Annotated in this window: 14 protein-coding genes and 1 pseudogene; 8 read left to right on the top strand and 7 right to left on the bottom strand. The window is 34.7% G+C overall.

Features of this window, described 5'->3' with window-relative positions; all coding sequences use genetic code 11:
- Positions 1-483: 483 nt before the first annotated feature.
- Complete coding sequence (gene folB / locus ACP6PL_RS20165) at positions 484-858, bottom strand: dihydroneopterin aldolase (RefSeq protein ID WP_426547061.1); 375 nt, start codon at positions 856-858, stop codon at positions 484-486.
- A gap of 9 nt (positions 859-867) precedes the next feature.
- A pseudogene (locus tag ACP6PL_RS20160) lies at positions 868-2,235 on the bottom strand (URC4/urg3 family protein).
- A 441-nt stretch (positions 2,236-2,676) separates the two neighbouring features.
- On the opposite strand from ACP6PL_RS20160, the gene folK reads away from it, so the two are divergent.
- The 8 genes from folK (at position 2,677) to phnF (ending at position 10,282) form a co-directional block, all read left to right on the top strand.
- On the top strand, positions 2,677-3,192 hold the full coding sequence (folK, locus tag ACP6PL_RS20155; RefSeq protein WP_426547060.1) for a 2-amino-4-hydroxy-6-hydroxymethyldihydropteridine diphosphokinase: 516 nt from the start codon (positions 2,677-2,679) through the stop codon (positions 3,190-3,192).
- A 30-nt stretch (positions 3,193-3,222) separates the two neighbouring features.
- Positions 3,223-3,942, top strand: a complete 720-nt coding sequence (tmpR, locus tag ACP6PL_RS20150) for a bifunctional dihydropteridine reductase/dihydrofolate reductase TmpR (RefSeq protein ID WP_426547059.1) — start codon at positions 3,223-3,225, stop codon at positions 3,940-3,942.
- Positions 3,943-4,182: 240 nt separating this feature from the next.
- The gene (locus ACP6PL_RS20145; protein WP_426547058.1) at positions 4,183-5,091 is read left to right on the top strand and encodes a dihydropteroate synthase; all 909 of its coding nucleotides are present in this window, start codon (positions 4,183-4,185) and stop codon (positions 5,089-5,091) included.
- Between the two features lie 101 nt (positions 5,092-5,192).
- On the top strand, positions 5,193-5,912 hold the full coding sequence (tmpR, locus tag ACP6PL_RS20140) for a bifunctional dihydropteridine reductase/dihydrofolate reductase TmpR (RefSeq protein WP_426547057.1): 720 nt from the start codon (positions 5,193-5,195) through the stop codon (positions 5,910-5,912).
- 125 nt (positions 5,913-6,037) lie between these two features.
- A complete protein-coding gene (locus tag ACP6PL_RS20135) occupies positions 6,038-7,198 on the top strand; it encodes a class I SAM-dependent methyltransferase (protein ID WP_426547056.1) in 1,161 nt (386 codons plus the stop codon).
- Positions 7,199-7,265: 67 nt separating this feature from the next.
- The gene (surE, locus tag ACP6PL_RS20130; protein ID WP_426547055.1) at positions 7,266-7,958 is read left to right on the top strand and encodes a 5'/3'-nucleotidase SurE; all 693 of its coding nucleotides are present in this window, start codon (positions 7,266-7,268) and stop codon (positions 7,956-7,958) included.
- 409 nt (positions 7,959-8,367) lie between these two features.
- Entirely contained in the window at positions 8,368-8,820 is a 453-nt protein-coding gene (queD, locus tag ACP6PL_RS20125; protein WP_426547054.1) for a 6-carboxytetrahydropterin synthase QueD, read from the top strand.
- Positions 8,821-9,553: 733 nt separating this feature from the next.
- Entirely contained in the window at positions 9,554-10,282 is a 729-nt protein-coding gene (phnF, locus tag ACP6PL_RS20120) for a phosphonate metabolism transcriptional regulator PhnF (RefSeq protein WP_426547053.1), read from the top strand.
- 117 nt (positions 10,283-10,399) lie between these two features.
- On the opposite strand, the gene ACP6PL_RS20115 is transcribed toward phnF, so the two are convergent.
- The 5 genes from ACP6PL_RS20115 to ACP6PL_RS20095 form a co-directional block, all read right to left on the bottom strand.
- Positions 10,400-10,648, bottom strand: coding sequence for a DUF7219 family protein (locus ACP6PL_RS20115; protein WP_426547052.1), 249 nt, complete (start codon positions 10,646-10,648; stop codon positions 10,400-10,402).
- A 631-nt stretch (positions 10,649-11,279) separates the two neighbouring features.
- Positions 11,280-11,540 carry a DUF7219 family protein gene (locus tag ACP6PL_RS20110; protein ID WP_426547051.1) on the bottom strand — a complete coding sequence of 87 codons (261 nt, stop codon included), beginning with the start codon at positions 11,538-11,540 and terminating at the stop codon, positions 11,280-11,282.
- A gap of 535 nt (positions 11,541-12,075) precedes the next feature.
- On the bottom strand, positions 12,076-12,357 hold the full coding sequence (locus ACP6PL_RS20105) for a hypothetical protein (RefSeq protein WP_426547050.1): 282 nt from the start codon (positions 12,355-12,357) through the stop codon (positions 12,076-12,078).
- 445 nt (positions 12,358-12,802) lie between these two features.
- Positions 12,803-13,381, bottom strand: coding sequence for a TIGR04376 family protein (locus ACP6PL_RS20100; protein ID WP_426547049.1), 579 nt, complete (start codon positions 13,379-13,381; stop codon positions 12,803-12,805).
- Between the two features lie 565 nt (positions 13,382-13,946).
- A complete protein-coding gene (locus ACP6PL_RS20095; protein WP_426547048.1) occupies positions 13,947-15,245 on the bottom strand; it encodes a hypothetical protein in 1,299 nt (432 codons plus the stop codon).
- Positions 15,246-15,799 lie beyond the last annotated feature (554 nt).

Genomic DNA, 15,799 nt, shown 5'->3' with positions numbered 1-15,799 from the left:
TATCCAATCGACCAAGAGAAAAGTGCTAGGATATTTCCCAATCTTCAATCAAGAACGGTTTTAACCAGAGGTAATTATCAATTATCCATTATCAATTATCAATTATCAATTAATGAAAGTCCTTTTGATTAACATAGAATACAACTATTGGGCTTATAACTTATCAAACTTGCAATTTAACTGATTTTTCTATTAGTATGAAATACAAAAAATTGTGCAAATATTACCAATTTTCCAATCTCCCAATCCCCCAATCTTCCTATCAATCTGTGGTAGCAAAAATTAACGTATTTAATATAATTATTTGTAGGGGTTTAGTTATCAAACCCCTGATATTTATTTTACGACTCAGCTGTTTAAACCAGAGAAATATCAACTTAATATTAAGTTGATAAATAGTCTCTGATTCTGTTTCTCAATTCTACAAAAAACTCTGTGTTTAACCTTATAGAAAAATGCGATAAATTCAACAAAGTTAGGAATTTAGTTATATACTAAAGCCTCCTTTGCTCTAGTAATTTCAATAGTAACTTTGCCACTAAAATCAGGGATAGGGGCGGCTAATTTAGTTAAACTCACCTTGACATCTTGTACCAATGGCTGTTGTAAAATAGCAGATGCGATCGCATCTGCTACTTTTTCTAGTAAAGCAAATTTAGAATTTTTCACCAGTTCTTGGACAAGATTAACTATACTGCCATAATCAACTGTATCTTCTAAAGCATCACTTTTACTAGCAGCAGTCAAATCTAACCCTAAAATTAAGTCTACTTCAAACCATTGACCTAATACTTTCTCTTCTGGAAAAAATCCGATGTATCCGTAGCAGCGAATTCCAGTAATTGAAATTGAGTCCATAATAACTAATTAAAAAATAGTTCCGTCACTTTTTATTTTAATCGGAGGTACACCATCTTTTCTTAATTCTTTTGCTATTTTTCGCCCTGCTATCCATGTACCTCCTTGCAAGACTTTTACCAGTGGTAATTCTGAGGCAGTTAGGTTAAGTTTTTGTCGAATAACTCCAGCAATTTTATCTAAAATATTAATAGTTAAGGATCTCCATTCTACTATAATTTCTGAACTTGGTAAATGTTGCTGTTGTAAAATTAAGGTATTTTTAACTTTTATTAATCCCATATCTATAAATAAACCACCATTCCGATATTCTGCTAATATCATGTCCGGATAATTAGTGATAAAAAAACTTTCTTATTTTTATACTTTCTTTCTCCTCTCTTCCCTCCTGACTCCTGACTCCTGACTCCTCATTTATTTATAACTATTCAACCGGACATGATATAACCCAGTCAAATCATCTAATCCGATTATTTTTAAATTCAATTCTTGTAATGGTTCGAGTAATGAATAGGTCAACCATTGATATAATTTATGAAAGGGTATGTATTCATCCCCTAAATTGTTAGTTTTGAGTAAAGGATGAGGCCAAACATCTCCTAAATTAATTCCGCAGATCGTACTGCGTCCTGGCCATATTTCTCCTAATCCCTCCAATACAACATTTAATACAGTAGTAGCTTTAATTTCTTCGTTGTTAGTATGATTTTGCAACAAATAATCAACCATATTTCCTGGACGTGGATTATCACTGCCAAAAAAAGAGGGATGTCTCTCTAACACTTTGCCTAGACGTTGCAGCAATTGTAGACGACCTTCGAGACCTACTAGAGGATTTTCTCCACTAATTTGAAATCCTTGGGCTAAAGTTTGTATATCTAGTTGGGAAAGTCTCTTTGCATCTGCTTGCGAAGGAAGATCGGGATTACTAGAAAAAAAGCCTTGACAAAATAACCGAAAACTACAGACAGCTAAACCTTCCGAACTATTAAATATCAGGTTGGTTTTGGATTCTTTGTATTGCCAATTTGCACCAGCACCTGCGTCTAATAATACGCTAACAATTGCTAAATCAAATTTCACTTTAGCTTTTTCTACTGGTGTGAGTCCAGTTAATATTTCCTCAAGTTCAGCTAGGCGAGGTACATTTCCAAGTAGGAAATGTTGCCAACGACTATGGAAGAGTATATTTAATGTAGGGTACTGTTCATATATAGTATCAATTATATAATTAGTGCATTTGTCCAGTTGGGTTAAATCAACTTGAAAATTATTCAGTTGATCTTGTGAAGCAAGAGAAAAGATGTGATTACTTCTTTCTCGAATAGCTTGAGGAGTTCTTAAGTAAAAGATAAGTTCTTGTGTCTGATGATTCATTGCACGAATAAAACAAAACCTAAATATAAAGCTAGATAGCAGTTTATCTGAAGAATTGTGCAATCAAAAATTAGAAAATTTTATTGCTACTTTGAAAAAATTTAACTCAAAAAATAATTAGTAAAAATCAAACAAAATCAGTAATGTTTAATTAGAATTAAGATTCTCTGAATAAACCAAGACGTTATAGATATTTGACTATATAATTAAGAGTGTTGACTATATAATTAAGACTTTATAAATATTTGAATGACCAATTGTCCAGCTTGACTATATTAGTCGGGAAATCTTAAAATATATAAATTAAGACATTATAAATATTTAATTTCTCACTACTTAAAGGTATATTTATTTAGGATACTGTTCGTAGATAGTATAAAGATTATTGATAAAATTACATCAACAAAATAAATCGATAAATTATAAGCGATTGCTCTAACAATGTCTAATCCTACTAATTTAAACAACTCAAAAAAAAATCAGGTAAATGCAGCTATTGGCATGGGAAGTAATTTGGGAGAATCTCTCGATACCCTCAAAAATGCAATTCAAACCTTAGATGAAATTCCTGGTATTAACTTAATTACTTATTCTAACTGGTATAAAACTAAACCTATAGGTCCACCGCAACCGGATTATATCAATGGTTGTGCATTATTAAAAGTAGAATTAACCCCCCATAATTTGTTAGAAGTTTTGTTAGATGTTGAACAAAAATTTAAGCGAGTACGTTTAGAACATTGGGGACCTAGAACTTTAGATTTAGACTTAATTCTATATGATGATTTAATATTAGATACTCCTAATCTGCAAATACCTCATCCCCGAATGAGAGAAAGAGCTTTTGTACTTGTCCCCCTAGCGGAAATAGCCCCTGATTGGATAGACCCAGTTTCGGGAAAAACAATCACTAAACTTCTAGAAGAGGTAGAATGTTCTGGAGTATCTAAGCTTTAAAGAAAGCAAGTTAAAATAGCAATTCTACTAATGATCAAAAAAGCACTTGTAACAGGTTCAGCAGTTGGAATAGGTAGGGCGATCGCTCTCGACTTAGCTAGGAAAGGATTTGATGTAGCATTTCATTATAATCGGAGTGCAGATGCAGCAAACCAAGCAAGTCAAGAAGCAGCTACCCATGGAGTGAAATCTATTGCTCTACAAGCAGATGTTACTAAACCAGAGCAAGCTAAATCTTTAGTAGAAAATGCAGCCGAAAAACTCGGAGGGTTATCTGTTGTAGTCAATAATGTGGGAAACTTTCTAGAAAAAACAACAAGCCAAATATCCATAGAAGAGTGGCATGAAATGCTTGATTCAAATTTAAACTCCACCTTCTATGTTACTCAAACAACAATTCCTTACCTCAAAGCAGCAGGTTGGGGACGTATTGTTAATTTTAGCTTCGCAAGTGCTCAACATCTTAAAGCAGATGACCAACAGACAGCCTATAGAATTGCCAAGACTGGTATCATCATTTATAGTAAGTCCCTAGCTCAAGAATTAATTAAGGACAAAATTACTGTCAATGTAGTTGCCCCAGGAGCAGCAGAAAATACTATTGGTTTAGAAGAAACTATTCCTATGCTTCCAACTAAACGACCTGCAACTTTGAAAGAAATAAGTCATGTAGTTGCTTTCTTTGTTAGTCCTGAGTCAGATTACATTACTGGACAAGTTTTAGAAGTGGCAGGGGGTTGGAGATTATAGTTGTATTATAATCCGAGTAATAATTAGAAAGTCAAAAGTCAAAAGTCAAAAGTCAAAAGTGATAAAAAAAGGAAGGATTTAAGCAAGGAAATTATTTAAGAGTATACCGAGTAAGGTTTGTCTTGATGGGAAGCAGCAAATGCGATAACTGTATAACGAGATTTCGGATTATATCTCAATTTCCTAGACTATGCTTAAATAAACATTTGGGAATGAGAAAAAGATTAAAGGAGTGGAAAAATGCTTACTCTAGCAGATATTTGTGAAGTATATAACAAACATCAAGATGACTACAATAATACCCAAGTAGAAGAGTTCACTATTGGAAATAAAAAATTTAACTTTAATTCTCAAACATCTATTTTAGGAATCATTAATCTTTCTACAGACTCTTGGTATAAACCAACTATTTGTTACACTCCAGAACAAGCAATTCAGCGTGGTAAAGTATTAACACTTCAAGGTGCTGATGTTATAGATATTGGCACTGAAGCTACTGCCAAAACTGCAGCTAGGGTAGATGAGTTGGAACAAACAAGTCAACTTTTGCCTATTCTGAAAACTTTCAGTCAAGAAGGTGTATTAACTTCAGTGGAAACCTATTATCCAGAAGTTGCTAGAGAATGCTTAAAAGCAGGTGCAAACGTCATTAACTTTATGGGAACTGAACATAGTGAAGAAATGTATCAAGCTGTAGCTGATTTTGATGCAGCAATTATTATTTGTTATATAGAAGGAAGACACGCTAGAGATGTAGGGGAATTTGACTTTACTTCAGGTAGAGATATGATAGATGTACTATACGATTATTTTGGCAAAGAAATAGAAATAGCAACTAAAATGGGAGTGAGAAAAATTTTTATCGATCCAGCAGTGGGTGTAGGATATGCAAATTTTTACTACCAATACAAAAATATATCCAATAGGATGAGATATCAAATTGAAACTCTTTTAAATGCTTTTAGACTTAGAAAATTAGGGTTTCCCGTTTTTAATCAAATACCTTCAGCTTTAGAAATTTTTGGAGAAGAGTTCAGAAGTTCTCAAGTTTTTTCAGCAGTGTTTGCAGCACTAGGAAAAAATGATATGGTCAGAACTCATGAAGTTGCTAAAGTTAAATCTCTTTTGGAAACTATGAGTTGGTTGTAACAATTGGATAAAACTTATAAGTTAACAGTACCTCCTACTGAAGTAGGAGGCTTGAGACCTAATTTTCTGGTGATTATATCTAGATATTCAAATTCAATAAAATGCTAAAAAAAGCACTTGTGACAGGTTCAGGAGTTGGAATAGGCAGAGCGATCGCCCTTGACTTAGCAAGTAAAGGATTTGATATAGCCTTTCACTATAACAAAAGTGCAGAAGCTGCCAACCAAGCAAGTCAAAAAGCGACTACTCAAGGTGTGAAAGCGATTGCCCTACAAGCAGATATTACTAAACCAGATCAAGCTAGACATTTAGTAGAAAATGCAGCCGAACAACTAGGAGGGTTATCAGTGCTAGTCAATAATGTAGGCAACTATCTGGGAAAACCTATCAGTCAAGTATCTCTAGAAGAGTGGCACGAAGTTATTGATTCTAACCTAAACTCCAATTTCTATGTCACTAAAGCAGCACTTCCCTATCTCAAAGCAGCTAATGGGGGACGGATAGTGAACTTTGCTTGTGCTAATGCCCAAAATGTGGTAGCACGGCGGAGTAATGCAGCTTACATAATTGCCAAAACTGGTATTATCATCTATACTAAATCCTTAGCTGTTGAGCTAATTAAAGATAAAATTACTGTTAACGTAGTATCACCAGGAATAGCTGAAAACTCCTTGGATTTAGAAAAAATGATTCCTAAAATACCAGCAAAACGACCTGCAACTCTTGCAGAAATTAATCATGCGGTTTGGTTTTTTATTAACCCTGATTCTGGCTATATTACAGGGCAAGTATTAGAAGTCTCGGGTGGTTGGCTTCTATAGTTATATCATGTCCAGTTGAACAGTTATCATTACGCGCCGATCTGGACATGGTATTATAGATTTGACTTAGGTAACAAAAATTTTATAGTAGGTTAGTAAAAGTAAAACAAAGAGGCTGATTTCCTATGACTGTAACTTCACATGATATCAAAACTGTATATGAGGAAAGCAATGCAACTCAACATTATTTGTCTCCAAATCGTAAGGACAATGTAAAAGTATACTGGGAAGAAGCTTTTTCCCGTTTTGTTTTCCAAGAAGCAATTCTTTCTATTGAGACTCCAGATCGCCAAAATTTGCGTGTACTTGATGTGGGAGCTGGAATAGGAGATGGATACAGTTTGTTAAGTGACCTGCTTGCACAAGAACCTAGTTTGGATAAGTGCAACCTAGATTATCTAGGTATTGATATTAGTCCAGAGATGGTGGAAACTGCAAACAACTTATACAAAAACAACATAAACGTTCGCTTTGAACAAGCAGACATTCGCAAAAAAATTCCTGAAACTCCTTTTGATTTATACCTTTCCTGTGGAGTGCCTTATTCTCATCTTACCCATGAAGAACTAGAAACAGTCTTAAAGATGCTGTTTGAAGATATTCTCAAACATCAATGTCGCTGTGCAGTTGTGATTGACGTCTTAGGTAAATACAGTATTGAATGGCAATCCCACTGGGGTGAGAGTCGCTGGAACTACAACATGAGTTTTTTCAAGAGTGAAGGCCAAGCTAAACCTACATTAATGAGTTTCTATTCTCACGATCATCTAGAAAACATAATTCGGAATGCAGCCAGTGAAGTTGGTTGTCCAATTAAAAAACTGGCTTTCTTCGATCGCTCAATTGTAGTCGGTCGCCATACTTCAACAGGAGCCTTTAATCCAACACTTCCTAAGTATCGTAATTTAGTTAATTCTTTACTCGATCAAAATCAAAAAACAGATTTGAATAAATTGATTCTTCGAGTAGAATCAGGAGATGCGCCAGAATATATCACTCAGTTTTTCCATGAGTTTTCTGGTTGGTGGAATACCATAATTGCTGAAGCAGCAGAATTGCTCCATGAACCGTTAGACGTAAATCAGGTCAAACTACCTTCTCATCTCGAAAGCTTAGATCTATTAATTAATCAAAATTTTGCCAATCCTTCTCTAAATAATGACAGACAAAGAATAGAGTTAGCCCTTGCGGAAAAACTACAACAACTTGAGCAAACTTGTCAACGAGGGTACGGCGTTGGCCACGATCTATTCGGAGTTGTTTGGTTAGATACAACAAATTTCTAAACTTTTAAAGAGACTTAGAGTAAATCTTTGATATGTATCTTTTCATTTTTGTAGTAATTTAAGAAATATGACATTTTTGATCACAAATGACGACGGTATTGATGCACCAGGTATCCGCACCCTGCACGCTGCCTTGTCTGAAGTCACAAGCAAATCTAGTGTTATAGTTGGTCCTAAGCACCATTTATCAGGGTGTAGTCATCAAGTTAATATCCGTACAGGAATCCCCGTAGAGCATCGCTCAGATTCGGAGATTTGCGTAGAAAGTACCCCAGCAGATTGCGTGCGTCTAGGTGTTAATTATTTATATAAGGATATTGATTTTGTCCTATCGGGAATTAATCAAGGTTGTAATTTAGGCTCGGATATTTATCCATCGGGAACGATCGCGGCAACACGAGAGGCAACTCTACATGGCATTTCTGGTATCGCCTTTTCCCATTTCCGAAGAGCTGAATGGGAAATAGACTGGGAAAGGGCAAAGAGATGGACTATTCAAGTTCTGAATATACTGTTAGAAAAACCTATAGCTCCAGGAACTTTTTGGTCGATTAATTTCCCACATCTGACACCAGATATGACCGAGCCAAAGATTGTTTTTGCTCCCTGTTGCACTCGCCCACTGCTAACTGAATTTGTTTTGGAGGGATCGTCGTATCGGTATGTAGGTGACGACATTAACCGCAAGTCTGACCCTGGTACAGATGTTGACACTTGCTTATCAGGTAATATTGCTATCTCTAAAATTCAGTTGTGGTGATGGTAGTTTGATGGCCTGGTGCAAAAAATAGAAACATGAGCTACTGCCATCAACGCTCTTTGTGTGAAACAATTATGTTTGGGTTAAAAGTGATATTTGGAGGTAGGTTGTGACGAGGAAAATGTAACAAGCAAGCAACAGAGTTTTTATTAGAGTATACCATGCAATGGCGGTATGATATAGAACAGACATCTCCAAAACTATAAAATAGAAATCTAATTGATTCAATGCTTGAGAATTATTTCAAAGTTAGTAGTAAGGAAGAAGGATGAAAAAACTTAAATTTAAGTAGATACTTCCCAAGACTTGAGATATGTAATACCAAATCAGCTTCGGTTTTCTTGCTTCCTCAGAGTCTTTCTCCTTTGTTAACTTTAATTTTACTTACCTAGTTATTTAGGATATAGTAATGGCATTAAATGAAAAAAAAGAGGAAAAATATCAAACTCTCCAGAATGAATCTAATTCAGAAACTTGGATAATAGGTAAAGAATTTAGATTTGAAGCTTCCCATCAACTACCTAATCACGATGGGAAATGTGCAAGATTGCATGGTCATTCTTGGCGGGGTGTTATTTATGTTTCTGGTGATAAATTAGAAAATTATGGTGCAAAGCAGGGTATGATTATGGATTATGGAGATATTAAAAAATACCTAAAACCCCTGCTTGATGATTATTTAGATCACTATCATTTAAACGAAACTACAGGTTTAGCTAATCCTACCAGTGAAGCGATCGCTAGATGGATTTATGAACAACTAGAAAATAAAATTCCTGGACTTGTAGCAGTAAGAATTGATGAAACTTGTACGAGTCAATGTATTTATTCAAAAGGAAAAAGTAATTTTTTGATGCTTTAGAATACAGAGTCAGTAATGAGTAGCTAGTACCGCTACGCGGAATTCTGAATTCAGAATTCAGAATTCAGAAGTTTTGATTGGTAAGGCTTTGAGTATTTTGTTACTGGTCACTTATTTCCGTCATCCTGCACTAGGAAACAAAACTATATTAGTTTTTCCTAGGTTATATACTAACGCTAAATTGGTTGTGAAAATTTTGATAACAGTTAATTTTTACGAAAAATCTTTAAAATTCTCACTCCTGGCTCCTATACTAAAGATAAAAGATAAAATTAGGATTATTAATACAACAATATATAGAGATTTAGTTCAATGAAGAAAACGATAAGAATTATTGGAGGAGAACTTGTAGGAATGTCTTGCATCCTCTAGTTGAAATATTTAGGTTTTTCCCATTACTCATCACTATCGTTAAGTCTTTGGCATATATGATGCCTATAGAACAAAGCGATATCAAATGTAGCGGGAGTATAATGCTTAAAATTAGGGAGTAGGAAGACGTTTTCAAGAATTTAGAATTTAGAATTTAGAATTTAGAATTACCTCTTCTTTTCAAGGAGAGGATTGACGAACAGGAAAATTTTGATTTATTATCCCCTTTTAAGGGGAGGCTTTAAACCACAATATTTCGGTAATAAAATACTTAGAAAACAAGTAGCCTAATGGAGTGAATATTTATAATTCATGCAATGATTATGCAACGCTAAATTAAAATATATACATTTAATACGTTATGCACCGTGAAGACTTACCAATTTATACTCAAATTGTTGAAGAGTTACGCCAAAATATTCATCAGGGAGTTTATAAAGTAGGAGATAAATTACCGACTGAAGCTCAACTCAGCGAATATTTTGCCGTTAATCGTCATACTTTGCGCCGGGCGATCGCTGTTTTGAAAAGTGAAGGGTTGCTGAGAGTAGATCAAGGTCGTGGAACTTTTGTTGTCGGTAAACCTATTCAATATGTTATTGGTAAACGGGTACGCTACAATAAAACTCTTATTGCCCAAAGCCAAAAACCTAATTTTCAATTGCTACAAGTAGTTGAAATACCTGCTGATATTGCTATTGCTCAGAGACTAAAAATAGAGGTAGGTGCTGCTATAGCTTTAATTGAACGTTTAGCTTTTGCAGATAAGCAGCCCGTTAGCATTAGTAGTAGTTATTTTCCTTTAGATCGTTTTCCGAAAATAATACAGGAGGAAGGAATCCAATTTTTGCAGGAGAAAGGTTCAATTTCTCAATTGTTGAGGGAGCTATATGATTGCGACCATATTCGTCATAGAACTCATGTTTATGCTCGTATAGTTGAACATAAAGATGCTTCTGTTTTGGAAGTTCCTCTTAATCACCCCATTTTATTAGCAGAGTCGATAAATGTAGATCGGGATGGCAAGATTATTGAATATGGGATAACAAGATTTAGGGGCGATAGGATGGAATTAGTATTTGAAAATTAATGGTTTGAAGGTCAATTATTTCAATTTTAAGCGTTGGCGGAGCCTGGCGGCAGCTATATCGCCAATCCCTAGATTTTAATGATTATCTGGAATTGGCGATAGTGGTTTGGTTATTAGCTATAAATTATTTTTATAGTTGAGTTTTTTTGCACTATCTAACTTTTCTTTTGTTTTTTCTAGCTCTTTCCATAGTTTTTCCACCTGTAAATAGGCTAATCTTGATGGAATTTTCCCTGCTGTTTGAAAACCACTGATATAATTAAGTTTATGAGAAAATTCTTGTAATTTTTTATTAAAAGCTATATTTTCTGGAGTTTCTTTTCCGTAATAGGAACTCTGTGGACAAATAAATTCATACTTATTCATTTTAGTTTTTCCCTGAGTAATTTTACAAAATTTATTATTTAATTAAAGAGATTTAAAGTTAATTTTTTCTCTTTATAGTAAATAGTGGTATTATATCAATGTTTATTTTCCTTTTTTGCCTATGTTGAGATAGTGCTTGATATTTTTTTACTTTTTGTTACATTTTTAAGTATTTTTTCTCAGTGCTTTTACTTATTAAAGTATTCCTCAAGAATTTGTCAAAAGTCCCACAACAGATAAATACTCTGGAAGTATTACTTGTCGGCTGCTTTTTGCAACTGTTGCCTGTTTCCAGGATATTGATACACAAACAAAAATAGGACTGTGATATATATAGTCATAGCCCATTACAGCGCTTTTCAGTTGAGTAGACCACAAAACTGTTGTAGGAGTAATGAGTAAGGAGTAAGGAGTAAGGAGTAATGAGTCAGTATCATTGTGGTTTATTAATATGAAAACCGCTGTCAATAGGGATTAGTTAGTATATTTCTTGTTCTCTGTTGTCTATTCCCTGTAGCCTGTTTTGAGAATTATTTGATACACAACTACACTGAGGACTACTATAAAGTTAATATTTAAGGAAAAATACTCAATTTTCCGATTAATGTAGGGGATAAAATGATTGTTAATTTTAAATATTTTCCTGAGTAGAAGCATCTCCAGAGTTTTCACCAATACGCAAATTTTTCTTAGACTTTTTCAACTGTTTCCAAAGGTCTTTAATTTTATAATAAGCTTCTTCAGAAGAAAGTTTTCCACCAGTTTCTAATCCACAAATCAGACTAACTCGTTGAGCAAATTCCTGTAGGTTAGCGTTAAAAGCTAAGTTTTCTGGAGTAAAATCACCGTGATAGCGACTGCGAGGATACAAAAAATCATCCTTAATTGTCATTTTTCCTCCTATAGAAAAATATGGGGGTTTGATTAGAGCTGAAAAATAGGGCTGATTATTTACATAATCCAATTTTCTCAAATCAATTATAGCAAATCCCCTTTATACAGAATGAATATTAATTGAGCTAAAAATCTATAGGGCTACGCGCAAGTAAAAAGTCATCTATGGTTGAGTTTTCAGTGCGGAAACACTCCGCATTTTCCGTGTGTCATGTTGCCTAGCAAAACGGGATTTAGGAATGTCAAACACTGGGTCAGGCTAGTGCTTTATTTAAAGATTTAGTATTAAGGTAATGATTATTTTTTCTTAACAGTATAATATAATTGACTATTAATTGTTCAGATAAATTAGCCTTATGCAATCTTATGATAAGATAAAATATCCTTAATACCTACGAATAAATTTATTTCAAAAATGTTATTATTTTTAATCAAAGCAAGTTTTATTGATGATTTTGAAACTATAATTATTAAGGCTTGATATTTGCTGATTCTATAACTTGATTTGTAGAATATATTTGTGATTATAGCAACTACTTTTTATCAAGTTTTTTGCAATTTTCTCTAAAGATATCTACAGCCATTTCTATTACTTCTGCATTTGTTTTTCCACTACAGTCAATAATTTGTCTTTCAGACAAATTGAAATTTTTCTCGCCATAACCACGTTGTTCTTCTTCACCTATTCGTTCTTCCGTAATTATTAGTGGAAATAATGCTGGTATTGATATGGCAGTACAAATAATTTTTTTGTGATTAATTACCTTTTCATTCTGATAGATAACCGACCAATTCCCTATTGTCCCAATATTCATAATTAACTCCTAATTTTAAATCAATATATATCTCCAGAAAATAAACAAGCCTTTTATTTAAGCATTGGATAGGACAGTAATGGAGTTTTCATTCGTGGATAATGGATAATTACTTCTGGTTAAAACCATCAGATTGAATCTAAATAAATCTTATTAATGCATAATTGATAATGGATAATAAAAACTATCTCTAATTATTAATTATCACGAAAGGCTTTAAACCGAATTGATTAATTATCAATTATTGGTAAAATTCACCCTAGACATCATTTCTTGTACCTTTTTCCTAAAAATATCTTCTAAGAGTGCCTCTTGCTTTTTGGCTTCTAGAGCAGATCCAGCCAAAAATATATATCTTTTACACCAGATATCTAAATATATTAGTTAAACCCAAATCTAACAAAGTCAGGAAATTTAATAACTCCCTGACATAATCAATATCCAACTACTTTCCCATATTCCGCTTCATTCTTTCCAACTCTTCATCTGTTTCCAGACTTTGAAACTGTTGCTCTAATGGATCGAATAAATTACCAAAATTATAAGAACTAGTTTGATTCCAGCCATCAGTTTCCCAACGTCTTTCATTCTTGGCAGCATAACGACTAGCCTCAGTTTCAACAGCTTTTGCTCGTACCTCCTCACGACGTTGTTTAATCTGATGATAGAGTTCTTTCGCCTGTTGGATGCGCTGTTTGCATCCTTGCATCTGTCCCCACTGTTGATTACCTTGTCGCAAAAAAGATGCTTCTCTTTCTTGGGCAGCCTGGACTAAATCTAGTCTATTAGCTGTTTGTGCCTTTTCAACTCGGTTATGCCAACGCTTAACTTCTTGAGCAGTTGAGAGAATATCTTGCTCTAATTTTTTTTCTTGGCGCTGGAGTTGTGCGATGAGGCGCAAAGTGTCTTCTTCTTGTTGGCGTAATTGCTCTTCAAGGGCCTGTAGTTCCAGATGGGGGTTATTCTGCAGGAACTCTTCAAGTCTATTTTCGAGAAATTGGCTGAAATCGTCAAATAAACCCATAAGTTATTTCAGTTATCAGTTATCAGTTATCAGTTATCATTGTCTCTGGATGAAACCAGGGGCTTTAAATACTGAAGTTGATTTTTTTTATCCCCTTAAAAAAAAGGGGGAGGGAAACTTTATTTTCTATTTTTGAGCACATTGCCAGTACCATACCGTAGTAACTGACACAGCTAAAATCGTGTGTTATAATCAATTTTTAAATTCCTTTCACAGTCAAAATTTTAGCCGTCTAACAAACTGTACAAATTTGGCAATTATTTCAGTTTAGTAGTACGCATATATTACTCAGTTCATACTTACCCAATTATTAATTATTAATAATTAAATAATTCTGGTTTAAAGCCTCCCCTTGGATAGGGGAAAAAGTGGTCGTTTGCGGAGCAGTCCGTAGGATGGGATGGCGAGGAAACCTCGCCATATCCAATCGACCAAGAGAAAAGTGCTCTTGAATTTCCCAATCTTCAATCCTCTCGGTTTTAACCAGAGGTAATTATCCATTATCCATTATCAATTATCAATTAATGAAAGTATAGTGAATTGGCATAAGTTCTGACAGTTATAACTAAAATTGTTGCCCGACAAAAACAGAACGAACCTCACCATTACGACGAACCACAGCTTCCTGGTTAGCTACTTTTACAAGAGTCCAACCGCTACCGCCTATACTCTCTCCGACATATATCCGACGGGCCACACCATCAATTTCAAATAGAGCAGCAGAACGTTCGCCTAACTCCAAGATACCCACCAGTGTATTAATAGGGCTTTGAACTTGACTAGCTACTACTGTTTCCGCCACAGGTATTTCTGCTGGTGGAGGTGGTGGTAATGAGACTGGTTCTGTTGGTGTTTCTGTTTGAGATTCTGCCTGTGCTGTTGTTTCCGGTTTTGGTTCTGGTTCTGGTTTGTCTTGTGCCGTTGTTTTAGCTGGAGACTCTGGTTTTGTTTTTGTTTCAGCTTTCTCCGAGCTAGAGCTATCAACTTTAGCTTGAGTTTCTGATTTTGCCTCTGCTTTGGCAGTTATTTCAGCTTCCGATTTTTCTTGAACGTTTTCAGCAGCTTCTGTGGAAGCGTTAGATGCAGATGCTGCTGATGGCTTTGGGGAAGATGTATCAGATTTTGGTGTAACTGCTACCGCCGTTGGGATAGGCGGAATTATTACTACTTTAGTTTCAGGAATAGTCACAGTTTCTTTTGCTGCTTGTGCCTCCATCAGATCAACCAGTCGGTTGAGCGGTAAGAGTAGGCTAGTATTTATGGATGGGTTACCTGATACTGGTACTTTTGGTAAATTGTTGCTAGATGGAGCAGGTGGTATCCCCGGAAGTTGTTTTTCTTTCTGAGTTGCCTCTTTTTGCTCAATCATATTGAGCGATCGCTCAATATAATCTGCAAATTTTGCATCTGCTGCTGCTTTAGGATTCAGTGTTTCTACTGATGAATCAGGCTTTTCTACATAACCTAAATAGCCTAAAATTTTATCAAATCCACCTCTAGTTGCTAACCACAAAGAGAAAGTTACTAATATAGATGTAAAAGCTGCTCCTAAAAGTAGTTTATCTAATGATTGATTTTCTTTTTTGGTTGCTTCTGCTTGAGCTAATTTTGCCTTTGCTTCTTTTTCAGCGTCTTGAGATTGAGTATTCTTTTGAGGCACAACTATTTGAGGCACTTTAATTGGTGTCAAAGAAACAATTTCTGGTCGAGTTACTTCAGTAGGTAAACGACTACCACCATCCAATACTCGGTCAATATCATCGAACAAGTCTTCCATCAAATTTTCGGCAAGATTGTCCACAGAAACAGGTTCTTTCAACCTGGAGTTTTGGGAATTTTCTGTTGTCCTCTGGTTCGTTGTCATCTAAAATCCTCCGGTAGTTAGGTTGGGCTAGGTATAGGAACTTAAACCCAGACAGACAAGTTCTACCTAATTGGTATAAGCCTGGCAAAGCAAGGTTATAAGTCTACTCAATTATTGGGTTTATATTTCTTGGAGCAAGGGAACAAGAGTTTCACGGAGCAAATAGCTTTAGCTATGGGCTTTCCGACATTAGTATTAAGATTATAGATATTTTAACTGTGGCTTCTACCACATAACGATAGTAATATTTACTTAAACAATAGTACATATAGCAATTTTCAGGTAGAAGAACCACAAAGTCAAAAGTCGAAATATAAAAGTCAAAAGTTATGAGTTAGAAATAATCCCTGACTGAGTTTGAGCATTTATAAATGTCCGCGACCTATTTACGTATTGCTATAATACTAATTCTCAGAAGCAATTTTTGCTATATATCCTTTTCATTAATTGATAATTGATAATGGATAATTGATAATTACCTCGGGTTTTAACCGAGAGGATTGAAGATAAGGAAATATTATTTCTTTTTTTCCCCTTAAAAGGGGAGGCTTTAA

Origin of the sequence: Dapis purpurea BLCC-M126 (assembly GCF_050015975.1) — a bacterium.
GTDB lineage: Bacteria > Cyanobacteriota > Cyanobacteriia > Cyanobacteriales > Microcoleaceae > Trichodesmium.
Note: the sequence above shows the minus strand (reverse complement) of the source record. Positions and strands in the feature narration are given on the sequence as shown.

Excerpts from the sequence above, each read along its gene's own strand:
- folB (WP_426547061.1), bottom strand. The coding sequence starts at position 858 with ATGGACTCAATTTCAATTACTGGAATTCGCTGCTACGGATACATCGGA.
- ACP6PL_RS20115 (WP_426547052.1), bottom strand. The coding sequence starts at position 10,648 with ATGAATAAGTATGAATTTATTTGTCCACAGAGTTCCTATTACGGAAAA.
- folK (WP_426547060.1), top strand. The coding sequence starts at position 2,677 with ATGTCTAATCCTACTAATTTAAACAACTCAAAAAAAAATCAGGTAAAT.
- ACP6PL_RS20135 (WP_426547056.1), top strand. The coding sequence starts at position 6,038 with ATGACTGTAACTTCACATGATATCAAAACTGTATATGAGGAAAGCAAT.
- ACP6PL_RS20095 (WP_426547048.1), bottom strand. The coding sequence starts at position 15,245 with ATGACAACGAACCAGAGGACAACAGAAAATTCCCAAAACTCCAGGTTG.
- surE (WP_426547055.1), top strand. The coding sequence starts at position 7,266 with ATGACATTTTTGATCACAAATGACGACGGTATTGATGCACCAGGTATC.
- ACP6PL_RS20100 (WP_426547049.1), bottom strand. The coding sequence starts at position 13,381 with ATGGGTTTATTTGACGATTTCAGCCAATTTCTCGAAAATAGACTTGAA.
- phnF (WP_426547053.1), top strand. The coding sequence starts at position 9,554 with ATGCACCGTGAAGACTTACCAATTTATACTCAAATTGTTGAAGAGTTA.
- tmpR (WP_426547059.1), top strand. The coding sequence starts at position 3,223 with ATGATCAAAAAAGCACTTGTAACAGGTTCAGCAGTTGGAATAGGTAGG.
- ACP6PL_RS20105 (WP_426547050.1), bottom strand. The coding sequence starts at position 12,357 with ATGAATATTGGGACAATAGGGAATTGGTCGGTTATCTATCAGAATGAA.
- queD (WP_426547054.1), top strand. The coding sequence starts at position 8,368 with ATGGCATTAAATGAAAAAAAAGAGGAAAAATATCAAACTCTCCAGAAT.
- ACP6PL_RS20110 (WP_426547051.1), bottom strand. The coding sequence starts at position 11,540 with ATGACAATTAAGGATGATTTTTTGTATCCTCGCAGTCGCTATCACGGT.
- tmpR (WP_426547057.1), top strand. The coding sequence starts at position 5,193 with ATGCTAAAAAAAGCACTTGTGACAGGTTCAGGAGTTGGAATAGGCAGA.
- ACP6PL_RS20145 (WP_426547058.1), top strand. The coding sequence starts at position 4,183 with ATGCTTACTCTAGCAGATATTTGTGAAGTATATAACAAACATCAAGAT.